The organism is Bacillus sp. FSL R7-0685, from assembly GCF_038002425.1.
Classification (GTDB): domain Bacteria; phylum Bacillota; class Bacilli; order Bacillales; family Bacillaceae; genus Bacillus; species Bacillus subtilis.
Genome location: NZ_JBBOCN010000001.1, coordinates 2,874,201 through 2,889,583 on the forward strand (window position 1 = coordinate 2,874,201; position 15,383 = coordinate 2,889,583).

Below are 15,383 nucleotides of genomic sequence, written 5' to 3' on the forward strand. Positions count from 1 at the left end.
TTATAGGCCGCTGGTCCTTTTTTATATGTAAAAAATGAAAAAGAGTGGGGATACCCCCACTCCTAAGCCATTATGTGAAATTGTAAATTAGAATTGTCCTCCGCCCATGTTTTGTTGAGCAAAAGATACAAGACGTTTTGTGATCTCTCCTCCAACAGAACCGTTAGCGCGAGAAGTTGTGTCTGCTCCAAGGTTTACACCGAATTCAGAAGCGATTTCTAATTTCATTTGGTCGATCGCTTGAGCAGCTCCTGGTACTAAAAGGTTGTTGCTGTTACCTGAGTTATTGTTAGCCATGTGTCTCACCTCCTTGTGAGTATAGAATGTGTCAAAACACATGGCTTCATTCAGAAAAACTTTGGTAATTGTATACAGGAGCTGAAAATTGATTTAAAAGAGTTCAGCGAATTTATCGTTAGCTTCTTGTTCGCTATACAGGGTCATTGACTCAATGTTATCTACCGCTTCTTGAATATACGGCTCGAAATCAACAAAGCTTTCAAAGTGTTCAATTTTCTCTTTTTTAGGGCGTGTTTTCGGGCTTGGCGGTGTAAAGATCGTGCAACAGTCTTCAAACGGCTGAATGCTTGTCTCATATGTGCCAATTTCCCGTGATTTTTCGATGATTTCTGTTTTGTCCATGGCGATTAGCGGACGCAAAATCGGTGTTGACGTCACCGCATTAATTGCATACATGCTTTCAAGCGTTTGGCTCGCTACCTGACCGAGGCTTTCTCCCGTAATAACGGCAAGCCCGTTTCTCTTTTCTCTGATTCTGTCGGCGATCTGAAGCATGAGGCGGCGGGTTGCCGTCATTGTGTAATTTTCAGGAATTTGTTTTTGAATGAGCTCTTGCGTTTTTGTAAATGGAACAATATGAAGTGTCATGCTTCCCCCAAAACGGGACAGACATTTCGCCAGATCCATTACCTTTTGCTTTGCGCGCTCGCTTGTGTATGGCGGGCTGAAGAAATGAACAGCTTCTACCGACAATCCCCGTTTCATCGCATAAAAACCGGCAACAGGGCTGTCAAAACCGCCAGAAAGCATCAGCATCGCTTTTCCTGCTGAACCAACTGGCAACCCGCCTGCACCTTTTTCATCACGAATTGTCAAAAATGTTGCTTCTTCCCTGATTTCGATTCTGAGCGGGATGTCTGGGTTGCGAACATCGACCGTCAATCCTTCTGTATTTCGCAAAATATGGCCGCCGATTTCAGCGTTCATTTGGTTTGTATCTAATTCAAATTGCTTATACGCTCTCTTTGTCGCGACTTTAAACGTATCACCTGGTTTATACTGATCTTTGATAGCCTTTAGTGCGGTTGCCTTAATATCATCAAGGCGGCTGTCACACTTAATTGCCAGGCTGAAGCTTTGAATCCCAAACACTTGCTTTAAATGAGGAAAAAGAGCCTCAGGATCCTCTCCATTTAATGTAATCGTCATACGATCCCTGTTGGAAAAGTATTTTAAATTCGGATAGTCTTTCAAAACGAGTCTGATGTTTTGTTTTAAGCGCTCAATAAAGCTTTTTCTGTTTTTGCCTTTGGTCGAAATTTCCCCAAAACGAATTAATATATGATCGTAATTCATGTTCTACCTCATCATTTCCCTTAATTTTTTGATACCAGGACGAAGCGCGTTCATAAACGGTTCTGCCACATCGCTTGTCTGGCTGTAATTTAAACTGATTCTGATGCTGCTTCCGGCAATCTGCTCTCCTTTGCCCATCTCTAAGAGAACTTTACTGGGCTTATGTTCTTTTGCCGAGCAAGCCGATGTTGTGGAGACGAATATATCCTGTTCCTCAAGCATGTGTAAAAGCACTTCCGCTTTAATCCCCGGTACAGAGAAATTAATAATGTGCGGCGCGCTATTCATTTGAGGCGTGTTGATAACGACGCCCTCAATTTCACTCAGCCTTTTCATAAACAATTCCTTTGCGGCAGTCATCGTGTCAAGCCGTGTGTCAAAATCAGCAGAGGCAAGATTAATGGCCTTGGCAAGCGAAACCGCACCAGCAGTATGTTCTGTTCCGGCCCGTATGCCTTTTTGCTGAGAGCCTCCCGTTATGAGCGGAATAAGGCGTGTTCCCTCTTTTACAATAAGTGCGCCTGTCCCCTTTAGGCCGTGAAATTTATGCCCCGAAATTGAACATAGATCAATGCCGGCCTTTTCAATTGCCAAGGGCACTTTATAGATGCCCTGCACATAATCGACGTGGAACAAAATGTTCGGGTGCTTCTTCAGCACTTCCCCTGCCGCTTCAATCGGCTGCACGGAACCGACTTCATTGTTCACATGCATCATGCTGACAAGCACGGTATCGGGACGGATGGCTGCTTTTAGATCTTCAATAGAAACAAATCCGTCTTCATTCACAGAAAGATAAGTGATATCAAACCCGAACAACTCTTTCAGCTGTTCTAACGATTCCGTAACGGATGGATGTTCAATAGAAGTGGCAATGATATGTTTGCCTGTTTTTATCTTTGACAAAGCCGCTCCTTTTAAAGCCGCATTATTGGCTTCTGTGGCGCCTGATGTAAATACAATATCATATTTTTTTAGGCCTAAGGACCTTTTGATTTGATTTTTGGCTGCTTGAAGCAGCTGTTCCGTTTCGGCTCCATATCGGTGCAAAGATGAAGGATTGCCAAAGTATCGGCTGCTTGTCTGTTCATATACGTTCAAGACTTCATCGTAAGGCTTCGTCGTTGAACTATTATCTAAATATATCATCTTTTTTACTCCTTTATGAAAGCGGTACAAGGTATGATATTTATGTTACCATAACAAAATTTAATAGAAAATTACGAAAAACTAGTATTGACTTCTAATTTTTTTACCATATAATAAGATTTGTTCGTTTCGTCATATTATCTGACAATTAATTGACAGAATATTTTAACATAATTATTAGGAGGATTTTTTTCATGAAACACTCACTGCCTGTCAAAGATACCATTATTATTGGTTTCATGCTATTTGCGTTATTCTTTGGAGCAGGAAATATGATTTATCCGCCGGAACTTGGACAAGCAGCCGGACACAACGTCTGGAAGGCCATCGGCGGATTTTTACTGACAGGGGTAGGCCTGCCGCTTCTCGGCATTATCGCCATCGCATTAACCGGTAAGGACGCTAAAGGCCTTGCTGACAAAGCGCACCCTGTTTTCGGCACAATCTTTACTGTCGTGCTTTATTTATCAATCGGACCATTATTCGCCATCCCGAGAACAGGAACTGTTTCATATGAAATTGGCGCTGTTCCGTTTTTGACTGGCGTACCAGAAAGACTTTCTTTATTAATATTTACACTTATCTTTTTCGGCGTTACGTACTATTTAGCGTTAAACCCATCCAAGGTTGTCGATCGAGTCGGAAAAATTCTGACTCCCATCAAATTCACAATTATTTTAATCATTGTTCTCAAAGCCATCTTCACACCGATGGGCGGATTGGGCGCCGTGACAGAAGCATATAAAGGAACACCGGTTTTTAAAGGATTTTTAGAAGGCTATAAAACAATGGACGCACTTGCTTCAATTGTATTTGGCGTTGTCGTTGTAAATGCTGTAAAAAGCAAAGGCGTTACACAGTCTAAAGCTCTTGCTGCAGCCTGCATTAAAGCAGGTGTGATTGCCGCTTTAGGGCTGACTTTCATTTATGTATCCCTTGCTTATTTAGGTGCAACAAGTACAAATGCCATCGGTCCTGTTGGTGAAGGAGCTAAAATTTTATCTGCGTCTTCCCATTATTTATTCGGTTCATTAGGCAACATCGTACTCGGAGCAGCGATTACAGTCGCATGTTTAACAACAAGCATCGGCCTTGTCACATCTTGCGGCCAATATTTTTCAAAACTTATTCCGGCATTATCATATAAAATTGTCGTTACGATTGTCACGTTATTCAGCTTGATCATTGCGAATTTCGGACTCGCGCAAATTATCGCGTTTTCTGTTCCTATTTTATCAGCTATCTATCCACTTGCCATTGTCATTATCGTTCTTTCCTTCATCGATAAGATCTTTAAAGAAAGACGCGAAGTGTACATCGCTTGCTTGATCGGTACAGGACTTTTCAGTATTTTAGACGGTATCAAAGCAGCCGGTTTTTCACTTGGATCTTTAGATGTGTTTCTAAATGCGAATCTTCCTCTTTACAGCCTCGGCATCGGCTGGGTGCTTCCAGGAATCGTCGGAGCGGTTATCGGCTATGTGCTGACCTTATTCATCGGACCATCCAAACAGCTTAATGAAATAAGTTAATGTCACAGAACGCCTGCGTTATTGCGCAGGCGTTTTGTAATGAAAAAAAGAGCCTGCTCATTACACTGCGGGCTCTTTTTCATAGTCGTGATTATCTAAGCGGATATGTCTGCTTTGATTTTTTCAACTGCACCTGGCGCAGCCTTTTCTACAGCGGCAGCTGCAATTTCATAAGAGTCGTCATAATCAAAAGCATAAAAACGTCTTTCCGCTTCTTTCAGCTGTTCAGATAAAATATGATTCTGGCTTCTGAACCGGTTTCCGAACTGAATGATTTTTTCAATGAGGATGACCTGCTCGACAAGTTCCTCTGATTCCCGGCTTGCCCTGTTGACGATTTCTTCTGCTTGTTTCAAATGGGCACCGGCTTCTTCCATATTTAATGGAAGTTCGTTTAGTTGATTGACTGTTTCTTGAATATGATGATGCGCGTTCTCCAACATCTCTTGAATATGGCTCGGAATCCCTGGAATGTTGCTAGTCTTCAGCAGTCTAGCTGTCTCAGAAATTGTTTTTTTCAAATTGCTGAGCGTCTCCCTCGCCTGAAGCTCTTCTTTTCTCAGCGCTTGCAGATTTTCACGATACTCGGCATGCTCTTTTTTCACTTCTTCAATTTGCTTCTCTATTGAAGCAACTTCTTCTACTAAAAGTGAGTAAGCGACATGCTCTGCATCAAGCTTATCTTTAACGGATGATAGCAGCTTCCCAATTTCATCAAGGCGCTTTTCAAAAGCCTGCTGTTTGCCGAGCTCACCGGCTGTCAGCCTGTAGCTTTCCTTCACCAGCTCAGTTTCTGCTTTCGTATGCTCTTTCTCTTCTTTAAGCTTGTCGTAAGCAATAATCAATTCAGGCATTTTGCTTAGCACGGATTGACCGGCTTCAACTTCGCCCTCCAGCTGCTGATAAACAGATTGAATATTTTCGTCAATGAGCTGCAGGATTGCGGACGCTTCATCAATATCCAGCTCAGTCATCAGGACATGTTCCGCTCGTTTCAGCTGGTTTGACAGATTTTCTAATTCCTTATCAAGCTGGATATGCTCAAGCTTGTACCCTTTTTCTTTCATTTCGCCATAGCCATCCTTGAGCTTTGCAATCTGTCCGGGCACCGTCTGTTTACAGTCAGCTAACAGCTTCGGCACGTCATCTATGTATGACTGAAGCCGTTCAAGATTGCGGTCCTGCTCAAGCAGTACTTTTCGTGCAGTAATATAGTTTCCGCCTTCTGTTTCTTCTTCAAATTGTTTGATGCCGCTCCAAATTTCGTCCAGATCCTTTTCAAGGCTGTCATAAAGCTCCCCGTAAAGGTGGCTGTAAGCCAGCAGGTTTTTTCGAGATTTCGAATAGCGCTCCCTCACCTGTTCAATCTCTTCACGGCTCTTTTCCTCACTTGTGACAAGATCGCTGATTTCCCGAAGAATCTTTTCAATGCTTGATTCAGCCGCTGTCAGCAGGTCATCGATATGAACGAGCACTTGATTGGCCTTTTTAAACCGGTATTTGTCTGCATTTTCCTCGGCATCATAAAGGAGCTCTTCAACTTTCGGCATGTGGGCTGTGACAATCTCGTCCCATTCTTCACGCCACTTCTCAAAGAACTCTTCTGTCTGACCCGTCATTTTTAAATGTTTTATTTTAGACATTTCTTCCACGATCGACCGATTCAGAATTTCAATCTTCCACGATTCCAGCCGGTCGATTTCGGCGTAGATTTTTTTCCTGAAAAAGTAGCCTGCCGCAAACAGCGCAAGCAGTACAATTAATAATCCAATGACAAACTCCATAATGAGCCCCCTTGCTGTTTACCTTAATCTGTCAGGGTGTTTTATTTATTCAGAAAGATTTCAGGATATGTATTGAGAAAAACTGTCGTTTTCATTGTTATTATGATACCATGTAACAAACATTTTTTGACCAGAAATCAAAAACTTTTTGTGCAAAATCGGCAGGATTTGACTATTTTTTCATGGGGTGACATCAATGCAAAAGCGAGACGGACATATTCACACACCATTTTGCCCTCACGGCTCCAATGACACACTCAGACAATATGCAGAAGAAGCCTTAAAAAAAGGGTTCGAATCGATTACTTTTACCGAACACGCCCCATTGCCGCCCTCTTTTACCGATCCCACGCCGCTGAAAGACAGCGCGATGGCGCAAGCTTCTTTGGAACGCTATATTCATGAAATTTCCGGATTAAAAAAAGAATATCGCGGACAGCTTAGCATACGGACAGGGCTTGAAGTCGATTATATCGCTGAATTTGAAGACGAAATTACATTATTCCTGGACACATACGGGCCATATTTAGATGACAGCATCTTATCCGTTCATTTTTTGCGCACAGACTCTTCCTATCTATGCCTTGATTATGACGAGCATACCTTCAAAGAGCTGATTTCAGCCTGCGGAAGCATTGAAGCGGTATATGAACAATATTACCGGAGTATCTATTCTTCCATTGTAGCATCTCTCGGCGTTTATAAGCCAAAAAGAGTCGGTCACATCACACTCGTCCAAAAATTCATCAAGCTGTTTCCATACAGCATGTCAGAGCATATTCGCGGCCTCGTTTCCCTGTGCTTAAATGCCATTGAAGAAAACGGAATGGAGCTCGACTTCAATACTTCCGGCTTAAGAAAAACTTACGCTGGCGGTATTTATATCGAGGATTGGATGCTGAATGAAGCGAAGCAAAAGAAGATCCCGCTTGTGTTTGGGTCTGATGCCCATCAAGCGGGAGATGTCGGATATGCGTATGAGACGTTTTTGGAACGGTGCTAATTGGTGAGCGCCACGTCTCCTGTCCGGAAGACGCTTCTGATCCAAATCTTGATTTCTTCAAAATACATTTTATAAAAATACGGCTCGTGCGGCTGCATGTAGAGTACTTCTGAAATATATTGAGGCTGGAGATAGGGCATCATCAAGAGAGATTTTAATTGGAGAATAAAATGAGGCAGCGGCAGCGTTAAATATTCACGCTGTTTTTCTCCTTCCTCAATGATCAGCTGGAAGATATACTTTTCCTTCATTAGATATGTCGACATAATTTCCCTGATTAATGTGGAGTCAATTGTGACTTCCCGGTAGACAAAACGAGTTAATTGACGATGATTATGCTGATAGGATAAAATATCGAAAACCAATTGAAGAAGCTGTTCCTGCGTGCTTTGAGTAGAGATATTGCTTGCCGCTGTTTCAAGCGTTTTGCTGTAGCCTTCGTAAAACTCTGAAACTAAGTGTTCCATCAAGCCTCCTTTGCCTTTAAAATAGTAGGAGATGTGCGCAACATTTACATCAGCTGACTTTGCGATTTCACGGACAGACGTGCCAGAAAATCCTTTTTGGTTAAAAAGCATGACAGCAGATTCAATAATTTTGTCTTTGGTGCTTACTTTCATACGGCTCACTCCTTCCTCTTGATACTATTCAAGCAGAAAGCCGCTGTTCCTGTAAGAACTTATCGACAAATGCCGGCAGAAAAGCCGGAACTTTGTTTTATATTATAGAAAAAGTGAGGGTTTTCCATGTTCCATGTCGAAAAACAATCTGGAGATAAAGAAAAAGACTATCAGCTTCTGCTAAAACAGCTCGAAGCCATGACCGAAGACGAAACAGACCAAATAGCTAACTATGCAAATGCCTCAGCACTGCTGTATCATTCGCTGCCTGAAGTCAACTGGGCGGGTTTCTATTTTGCCAAAGAAGAGGATGGACAGCTTGTGTTAGGTCCGTTCCAAGGCCTGCCGGCATGTGTTCGGATTCCTTTCGGCAGAGGGGTTTGCGGCACAGCGTACGCAAACGGAAAAGTGGAACGTATTGAGGATGTAAACGCGTTTCCCGGACATATCGCCTGCGATGCAGCGTCTCAATCAGAAATTGTGCTTCCGATTCGTGTAGACGGAAAAATTGTCGGCGTCTTGGACATCGACAGCCCAGTGAAAAACCGTTTCGACGAAATTGATGAAAAATACTTAACTCAATTTGCCGAAACGCTAGAAAAAGCGTTAGCGCAGTAATATAAAAGCCCAAAACTGATATCGTTTTGGGCTTTTTTTATTTTATTGAGTCATGAATCATCAAGCGGTTTTTCCCGCTCCGTTTCGCGCTGTAGAGCGCTTCATCTGCCTCATGCACAAGCTCTTTCAGCGACTTTTTTGTTTCTGTCGTCCAGCAGGAGATACCGCAGGAAATGGTTACCTCGGGTTTCGTATTTTTTCTGACCGCGTAAACCAGTCGCTCGGTAATCCGTTTCCCCACTGCAACCGGCACATTTGGCAAATAAATCGCCAGCTCCTCTCCTCCCCAGCGGGCACCGACATCATGCTTTCGGATGTTGCTTTTAATCACTGAAGCGACTTGAATTAAAATCTCGTCCCCAGTCTGATGGCCGTACGTATCATTTACATTTTTAAAATTATCAATATCAACAAGAATAAAAACACCCTTTTGATGGATTTTCATGCTGTATTGAATTTTTTCATCTAAATACGCTCGTGAATACAGTTCAGTCAGCTGATCTGTTTTCACGAGATGCTCAAGGCGGTCGCGAAGCATTGAATTGGTTACAGCCAGTGTCGCGTGATGAATCAGCGCCTGAAACAGCTTGTACATTTCAAATGTAAAAGCGTACAGCTCCTGTTTCAATAAAACCGCAAAGCCTAAAAGCCGGTCGTTTTGAATCATCGGAGCAGCCATCAGCGAGCCGTACCCCGCCTTCCCAAAAACAGACTGGCCATTCCCGATGAAAACCCCTTTTTCACCTTCATACAGCTTTTCTTTCAGCTCATTATAAAAATCTGACGGCTTCGCTTCTTTAAAAAATGCTGTGCTGCCTGGGAGCAATGTTAGGTTTTCAAAATGGTCTATATGAAAAAATCCCACTTCTTCTGCCTGAAACGATTCTGCCATTCTCACAGCCAGATCATTCATTGTATCAGTCAATGTCAGCCGCTGATTCAGGCGTCGTGATGTTTCATTAATCAATTCCAAATTTGCGATGCTTGCTTTGGATTGTTCGTAGAGCTGGGCATTTTCAAACGCTTTTCCCGCGGCGTTTGCTAACAGCGACATTTCATCAAGGCAGGCATCAGTAAGAAAGCTGTCACCCGTTCCTTCAGCCTTCAACACCCCGTATGTGCCCTGCTGTCCTTTGATCGGAATATAGGCGACAGATTCATTTTTCCGCAAAATGTCTCCGGACAAATACACTTTGAGCGCAAAGGAATCGGATTTTTCCCCTTCCATATACAGCTCTTTTGCAGGAATCCCTAAACATTGGTCTTGATCGTGCGATATAAATAAAGAAAACTCAAAAAGAGAAAATGTGCTTGTCAAGCTTTCTAAAAGCTGCTTCAGCACATCTGTCTGATCAAGCAGTGAATGGAACAGCTCTGTCATTTTGTATATCTTTTTTTGGTAGATCGTTTTGTTATAGAGTCTTTCCTGTTTCATCGACTGGTTTAAAAATGAAGCAACCACGTCCGGAAGCCCTTCAGGAATCTCTTCATCCTGCCTGCACGCAAGATGGAAACGCCTGCCGGAGCCGTCCTCAATCAGATAACATGAAGCGTTTATTTTTGAAGCGGAAAAACGCGCTTCACCATCTGCCAGTTTTGTCACAAAGTCTGATGGTGACGGTGTAAGCGAAACACAAAGGGTTGAAAAATAGGTTTGAATAGCCGAAGTCAGCCATATGAAAGAGTCGGTGAATGTGACTTTTTCAGATTTGGTTAATAAAAAATCGAGCATATGATAATGAAAGGCGGATAATTGATCTTTAGTTTGTTCTACCATGTTTTTATCACCTAAAAGTTTACCACTAATTTTTGTTTATTATATCATAAACGGTGAAGCAATAATGGAGGAATGGTTGACTTCAAAACAAATAAATTATATAATGACCTTTGTGTGAAATATTGCAGCCTTTTTGTTCAGCTTCTATGTTTTCATTTTGTTCCTTATCAATAAGGTGTATCGTGTAACTCTCTGCTGCTGGAGCGAGGATACATGAAAACAAAATGTGCATGGTCGAATAGAGCAGACGGTTTTTATTTTCCACAAAAATAAAACCAAAGGAGGAGTCACATTATGGCTCGCTATACAGGTCCATCTTGGAAACTGTCCCGCCGTCTAGGAATCTCTCTTAGCGGTACAGGAAAAGAATTAGAAAAACGCCCTTACGCTCCAGGTCCACACGGCCCAGGACAACGTAAAAAATTATCAGAATACGGTTTGCAATTGCAAGAAAAGCAAAAGCTTCGTCACATGTACGGTGTAAACGAACGTCAATTCCGCACTTTGTTTGACAAAGCTGGCAAACTAGCTGGTAAACACGGTGAAAACTTCATGATTCTTTTAGATTCTCGTCTTGATAACGTTGTGTACAAGCTAGGTTTAGCACGTACTCGCCGTCAAGCTCGCCAATTGGTTAACCACGGTCACATTCTTGTAGACGGAAGCCGCGTTGACATCCCGTCTTACCTAGTGAAACCTGGTCAAACAATCGGTGTTCGCGAAAAATCAAGAAACCTTTCTATCATCAAAGAATCTGTTGAAGTGAACAACTTCGTTCCTGAATACCTTACTTTCGACGCTGAAAAGCTTGAAGGTACTTTCACTCGTCTTCCTGAGCGTTCTGAACTTGCTCCGGAAATTAACGAAGCGCTTATCGTTGAGTTCTACTCTCGTTAATCGTTTTAAAAACCCCTGCCGCTATGCGGTCGGGGTTTTTTTATCGTCTATTTTGTCTTTTGCCTCTTGCTGGCCAACACTATCCTGCGCCTGCTGCTCCCAATAATCCCGCTGCAGCCGTTCTTTTGCAATCGTACACATGAGATTCACGCTTTAGCGCTCCTTTCATTTAAAAGGTGGTGATTGGTCGTGTTTGCCCTATCTAATATACTCTTTTCCTTTCATTCCTATGCGGTAAACAAAAAGATCCTTTGCCATCAGTGGCAAAGGATCTTTTTCTTATTTATACGTCACAAGGAAGTATTTTTTCTTCCCGCGGCGCAGAACAGTAAATTGATTTTCGATACGGTCTTCAGCTGACAGGGTATAATTTATTTCCGTTTGGCGTTCACCGTTAATGTAAACAGCTCCGTTTTGAATGTCTTCACGCGCTTGGCGTTTAGAAGGAGATAATTTAGATTGCACCAACATATCTACAAGTGAAAGCTCTTGGCTGCTGTCAACTTCCATAGAAGGAACATCTTTAAAACCTACTTTTACGTCTTGAGCAGAAAGCTCTTTAATATTGCCGCTGAACAGCGCTTGGGAGATGTTGATGGCTTGCTCCAGCGCCTCGCGTCCGTGAACAAGTGATGTCACTTCTTCTGCCAGGCGTTTTTGTGCTTCACGTTTTTCTGGCGCCGTTTCTGTTTTTTCAGCGTATGCTTCAATTTCCTCTTTTGAAAGGAACGTAAAGTATTTCAAGTATTTGACAACGTCACGGTCGTCTGTGTTGATCCAGAATTGATAGAATTCATATGGCGATGTTTTTTCTTTATCAAGCCAGATCGCGCCGCCTTCCGTTTTTCCGAACTTCGTGCCGTCTGCTTTTGTGACAAGCGGAATCGTTAGGCCGAACGCTTTTGCTCCTTCTTCTTCTGATTTTCTGATCAGTTCAAGACCCGCTGTGATATTGCCCCACTGATCGCTTCCGCCGATTTGCAGTTTACAGTTTTTGTCTCTGTAAAGATTTAAGAAATCATAAGATTGAAGAATCATGTAGCTGAATTCCGTGTACGAGATGCCGGATTCAATTCTTGAGCTGACCGTATCTTTTGCCAGCATGTAATTGATGCCGAAATTTTTACCAACGTCACGAAGGAAATCGATCACATTCATTTTGCCGATCCAGTCAAAGTTGTTCGCGATGACAGCTGGGTTTTCTGCTGCTTCAAAATCTAGAAATCTGGACAGCTGGTTTTTGATTTTTTGGGACCATTCGGATACGATGTCAGCGGTGTTTAATGTACGCTCTGCTTTTTTCCCGCTTGGATCACCGATGAGGCCCGTCGCGCCGCCCACAAGCGCAATCGGATGATGCCCTGCAAGCTGAAAACGTCGAAGTGTTAAAATAGGCAGCAGGTGTCCGATATGCAAGCTGTCTGCTGTCGGGTCAAAGCCTGAGTACAAGCGTATTTTTTCTTCATTCAGCTGTTTATTTAACCCTTCTTCATCTGTCATTTGCTGAATCAATCCGCGGAAGAATAAGTCTTCAAGTAAGTTTGTCATAAGATAAAGCTCCTTTTTTGATTAAAATAAAAAACGCCCCTTCGTTTACACGAAGGGACGATTGATTATCGCGGTACCACCCTACTAATAAGAGAATGCAAACATTCGTCTTATCACTTTGCCTGATAACGGATCAGGTCCGTTCTTTCACTACTGAAAGCCTGGGCGGCTTTGTTTGCAAAAGCGGTTCATGAGTGTATTCGATATATCCGTCTGTGCTGATTTTCACCGGCCATCAGCTCTCTGGAACGTAAGGATATTCTACTTGTCTCAATCTTTACCTTTTCATATGAAGCTATATCATTTTTAACATAAATAAAATCCTGTGTCAACGCCGCCTTTTAATCCTCCATTGTTGACAGATCTCCAGCCGGCAGATTAAGCTCCCATGCCTTCAGCACGCGCCTCATGATCTTTCCGCTTCGGGTTTTCGGAAGTTTATCTTTAAATTCGATCTCACGCGGAGCCGCATGGGCTGCAAGACCCTGCTTTACAAATAGGCGGATCTCTTCTTTCAGTTTATCAGACGGCTCAAATCCTTCCCTGAGTGCAATAAAGGCTTTAATGATTTCTCCACGCACCGGGTCAGGCTTTCCGATTACGCCTGCTTCTGCAATAGCCGGATGTTCGACAAGCTTGCTTTCCACTTCAAATGGGCCGACGCGCTCACCGGAGGTCATGATGACGTCATCAACTCTGCCTTGGAACCAAAAGTATCCCTCTTCATCCATGTAAGCAGAATCCCCAGACACATACCAGCCGCCCGGCATGAAATATGATTCATACTTTTCAGGGTTATTCCAAATGGTATGCATCATGGAAGGCCAGCCCTTTTTGATGGCGAGATTGCCCATACGGTACGGGGGAAGCTCGTTGCCTTGATTGTCAACGATCGCTGCCTCCACTCCTGGAATCGGCTTACCCATTGAACCCGGTTTAATATCCATGCAAGGATAGTTGCAGATGAGCTGACTGCCCGTTTCGGTCATCCACCAGGTATCATGGATTCGTTTGTTAAAAACTTTATGTCCCCATCTGATGACTTCCGGATTTAGCGGCTCACCGACACTGAGCACATGCCGTAGTGAAGTTAGATCATATTTCGCAGCCATCTCATCTCCCGCTCCCATCAGCATCCGAAAAGCGGTCGGCGCGCTGTACCAGACATTGACGCCAAGCTGTTCAATCGTTCCATACCAGCTTTCCGGGCTGAAACGACCGCCGACGATGACATTTGTCGCTCCGTTCAGCCACGGTGCAAAAATGCCGTATACCGTACCTGTCACCCAGCCAGGATCAGCCGTGCACCAATAAATGTCTTCTTCCTTTAAATCAAGGACCCATTTTCCTGTTTGATATTGCTGAATCATCGCTTCATGGACATGCAGCACGCCCTTTGGCGTACCAGTGGAACCTGATGTATAGTGAAGCAGAAAGCCGTCTTTTTTATCCATCCATTCGATATCCAGTCTTGTGCTCTCCTGTTTCGCTGCTTCATCATAATTGATGATATTCGTGCCGCTCTCAGCCTCTCCCCCGACTACGAAGACATGCTGCAAGTGAGGCAGTTTGTCTGCTGGTATTCTCTCCAGCAGCTCAGGCGTTGTGACAACAACCTTTGCCTCACTGTTTTCAAGCCGGTCTTTCACCGCTCCCTCCATAAATGCTTCGAACAGCGGCCCGGCGATGGCGCCAATTTTGATTGCGCCAAGCATAATAAAATAAAGCTCGGGTGATCTTGGCATAAAAATAAAAACGCGGTCCCCTTTTTCCACATTTCCATACCGTCTCAGCACATTCCCGGCTCTGTTTGATTCTTCCTTCATTTCTTTAAATGTGTATTTTTCATCCCTTTTTGCGTCTTTATAATAAAGCGCTACTTTGTTTTTTCGAAACGATTCGGCATGGCGGTCAATCGCTTCATACGCCGCATTCAGTTTACCTGTCTCATGCCAAGAGAAATGTTTCTCTGCCTCGGCCCAATCAAAATGCCGGTACGTTTCTTCATAGTTTTTTAAGTTATGATCCCCCTCTATTGCTGGTAACGCTTTCAAATTCATGCCCAAACATCCCCCTTTGCTGAAGTTGTCACAATTATTATAGTATATATTCATATTCTTCTCAATTTTTAAAATATAAACCATGTTGAAAACGCTTTATAATTTGGTATTCTTAAAGAAGGCATGTATTTTTATAAGAATTGATGGGACGGTGAATTAGTGGAACATCATAAAACATACCATTCAGCAAACATCAAAACAGCAACCGGCTCTTTACTGATAGAAGGGCCTGTCTCTCCAGAGAATTTGGCAGGTTATGAGTTTCATAAAGATTTAACCGCATTTCGCCCGCCTCGCGAGCAGCATGAAGCGCTAGTCGACATTGCAGGCCTTCCCGAAGGGCGCATTATTATTGCCAGAGACGGCCGAACCATTGTCGGCTATGTCACGTATTTATATCCTGACCCGCTCGAAAGATGGTCTGAAGGAAATATGGAGGATTTGATTGAGCTCGGAGCCATCGAAGTAGCGCCGGACTATCGGGGATGCGCTGTCGGAAAGACGCTCCTGACCGTCAGCATGATGGATGAACAAATGGAAAACTACATTGTGATGACGACAGAATATTACTGGCATTGGGATTTAAAAGGGATGAAAAAAGATGTGTGGGAATACAGAAAGATCATGGAAAAGATGATGAATGCAGGCGGATTGGTCTGGTTTGCAACGGATGAGCCGGAGATCAGCTCCCACCCTGCAAACTGTCTGATGGCCCGCATTGGAAAAAACGTCAGCCAAGAATCAATTGAGCAATTTGACAGGCTCCGTTTTTATCATCGTTATATGTATTAACTGACAC

Annotated in this window: 14 protein-coding genes and 1 other annotated feature; of the genes, 5 read left to right on the top strand and 9 right to left on the bottom strand. The window is 43.3% G+C overall.

Annotated elements, in window-relative coordinates; all coding sequences use genetic code 11:
• Window positions 1-87 precede the first annotated feature (87 nt).
• From sspA to MKY50_RS15060, 3 genes are all read right to left on the bottom strand, one after another.
• A complete protein-coding gene (gene sspA / locus MKY50_RS15050) occupies window positions 88-297 on the bottom strand; it encodes an alpha type acid-soluble spore protein SspA (protein ID WP_003223491.1) in 210 nt (69 codons plus the stop codon).
• Window positions 298-390: 93 nt separating this feature from the next.
• Entirely contained in the window at window positions 391-1,596 is a 1,206-nt protein-coding gene (gene thiI / locus MKY50_RS15055; protein WP_088326737.1) for a tRNA uracil 4-sulfurtransferase ThiI, read from the bottom strand.
• A 3-nt stretch (window positions 1,597-1,599) separates the two neighbouring features.
• A complete protein-coding gene (locus MKY50_RS15060) occupies window positions 1,600-2,745 on the bottom strand; it encodes a cysteine desulfurase family protein (protein ID WP_014480560.1) in 1,146 nt (381 codons plus the stop codon).
• Between the two features lie 194 nt (window positions 2,746-2,939).
• Here MKY50_RS15060 and brnQ point away from each other — a divergent pair, with 194 nt between their 5' ends.
• Complete coding sequence (gene brnQ / locus MKY50_RS15065; protein ID WP_003229322.1) at window positions 2,940-4,277, top strand: branched-chain amino acid transport system II carrier protein; 1,338 nt, start codon at window positions 2,940-2,942, stop codon at window positions 4,275-4,277.
• A 95-nt stretch (window positions 4,278-4,372) separates the two neighbouring features.
• Here the strand turns inward: brnQ and ezrA are convergent, their stop codons facing one another.
• Window positions 4,373-6,061, bottom strand: a complete 1,689-nt coding sequence (gene ezrA / locus MKY50_RS15070) for a septation ring formation regulator EzrA (protein ID WP_014480561.1) — start codon at window positions 6,059-6,061, stop codon at window positions 4,373-4,375.
• 196 nt (window positions 6,062-6,257) lie between these two features.
• On the opposite strand from ezrA, the gene hisJ reads away from it, so the two are divergent.
• On the top strand, window positions 6,258-7,064 hold the full coding sequence (gene hisJ / locus MKY50_RS15075) for a histidinol-phosphatase HisJ (protein ID WP_029318252.1): 807 nt from the start codon (window positions 6,258-6,260) through the stop codon (window positions 7,062-7,064).
• On the opposite strand, the gene refZ is transcribed toward hisJ, so the two are convergent.
• A complete protein-coding gene (gene refZ, locus MKY50_RS15080) occupies window positions 7,061-7,684 on the bottom strand; it encodes a transcriptional regulator RefZ (RefSeq protein WP_003229313.1) in 624 nt (207 codons plus the stop codon). The genes hisJ and refZ overlap by 4 nt on opposite strands.
• A 126-nt stretch (window positions 7,685-7,810) precedes the next feature.
• On the opposite strand from refZ, the gene MKY50_RS15085 reads away from it, so the two are divergent.
• Window positions 7,811-8,302 (top strand): GAF domain-containing protein, encoded by a 492-nt coding sequence (locus MKY50_RS15085; RefSeq protein ID WP_003229311.1) that lies wholly within the window; start codon window positions 7,811-7,813, stop codon window positions 8,300-8,302.
• Window positions 8,303-8,339: 37 nt separating this feature from the next.
• On the opposite strand, the gene MKY50_RS15090 is transcribed toward MKY50_RS15085, so the two are convergent.
• Entirely contained in the window at window positions 8,340-10,079 is a 1,740-nt protein-coding gene (locus MKY50_RS15090; RefSeq protein WP_003229309.1) for a diguanylate cyclase domain-containing protein, read from the bottom strand.
• 294 nt (window positions 10,080-10,373) lie between these two features.
• Between MKY50_RS15090 and rpsD the strand changes: the two genes are divergently transcribed.
• Window positions 10,374-10,976, top strand: a complete 603-nt coding sequence (rpsD, locus tag MKY50_RS15095; RefSeq protein ID WP_003229304.1) for a 30S ribosomal protein S4 — start codon at window positions 10,374-10,376, stop codon at window positions 10,974-10,976.
• Window positions 10,977-10,997: 21 nt separating this feature from the next.
• On the opposite strand, the gene sr7p is transcribed toward rpsD, so the two are convergent.
• From sr7p to acsA, 3 genes are all read right to left on the bottom strand, one after another.
• Window positions 10,998-11,126: a small protein SR7P gene (gene sr7p, locus MKY50_RS15100; protein WP_015483566.1), complete on the bottom strand. Its 129-nt coding sequence runs from the start codon at window positions 11,124-11,126 to the stop codon at window positions 10,998-11,000.
• Window positions 11,127-11,255: 129 nt separating this feature from the next.
• A complete protein-coding gene (gene tyrS, locus MKY50_RS15105; protein ID WP_341116888.1) occupies window positions 11,256-12,524 on the bottom strand; it encodes a tyrosine--tRNA ligase in 1,269 nt (422 codons plus the stop codon).
• A 50-nt stretch (window positions 12,525-12,574) separates the two neighbouring features.
• Window positions 12,575-12,811 (bottom strand) — a binding site (T-box leader).
• A gap of 54 nt (window positions 12,812-12,865) precedes the next feature.
• Window positions 12,866-14,584: an acetate--CoA ligase gene (gene acsA, locus MKY50_RS15110; RefSeq protein ID WP_029318255.1), complete on the bottom strand. Its 1,719-nt coding sequence runs from the start codon at window positions 14,582-14,584 to the stop codon at window positions 12,866-12,868.
• A 159-nt stretch (window positions 14,585-14,743) separates the two neighbouring features.
• Here acsA and acuA point away from each other — a divergent pair, with 159 nt between their 5' ends.
• The gene (gene acuA / locus MKY50_RS15115; protein WP_134156591.1) at window positions 14,744-15,376 is read left to right on the top strand and encodes an acetoin utilization protein acetyltransferase AcuA; all 633 of its coding nucleotides are present in this window, start codon (window positions 14,744-14,746) and stop codon (window positions 15,374-15,376) included.
• The last annotated feature ends 7 nt before the right edge of the window (window positions 15,377-15,383 follow it).

What these genes read in the sequence shown, in the direction of transcription:
- sspA (WP_003223491.1), bottom strand. Translation starts at nt 297, where the DNA reads ATGGCTAACAATAACTCAGGTAACAGCAACAACCTTTTAGTACCAGGA.
- thiI (WP_088326737.1), bottom strand. Translation starts at nt 1,596, where the DNA reads ATGAATTACGATCATATATTAATTCGTTTTGGGGAAATTTCGACCAAA.
- MKY50_RS15060 (WP_014480560.1), bottom strand. Translation starts at nt 2,745, where the DNA reads ATGATATATTTAGATAATAGTTCAACGACGAAGCCTTACGATGAAGTC.
- brnQ (WP_003229322.1), top strand. Translation starts at nt 2,940, where the DNA reads ATGAAACACTCACTGCCTGTCAAAGATACCATTATTATTGGTTTCATG.
- ezrA (WP_014480561.1), bottom strand. Translation starts at nt 6,061, where the DNA reads ATGGAGTTTGTCATTGGATTATTAATTGTACTGCTTGCGCTGTTTGCG.
- hisJ (WP_029318252.1), top strand. Translation starts at nt 6,258, where the DNA reads ATGCAAAAGCGAGACGGACATATTCACACACCATTTTGCCCTCACGGC.
- refZ (WP_003229313.1), bottom strand. Translation starts at nt 7,684, where the DNA reads ATGAAAGTAAGCACCAAAGACAAAATTATTGAATCTGCTGTCATGCTT.
- MKY50_RS15085 (WP_003229311.1), top strand. Translation starts at nt 7,811, where the DNA reads ATGTTCCATGTCGAAAAACAATCTGGAGATAAAGAAAAAGACTATCAG.
- MKY50_RS15090 (WP_003229309.1), bottom strand. Translation starts at nt 10,079, where the DNA reads ATGGTAGAACAAACTAAAGATCAATTATCCGCCTTTCATTATCATATG.
- rpsD (WP_003229304.1), top strand. Translation starts at nt 10,374, where the DNA reads ATGGCTCGCTATACAGGTCCATCTTGGAAACTGTCCCGCCGTCTAGGA.
- tyrS (WP_341116888.1), bottom strand. Translation starts at nt 12,524, where the DNA reads ATGACAAACTTACTTGAAGACTTATTCTTCCGCGGATTGATTCAGCAA.
- acsA (WP_029318255.1), bottom strand. Translation starts at nt 14,584, where the DNA reads ATGAATTTGAAAGCGTTACCAGCAATAGAGGGGGATCATAACTTAAAA.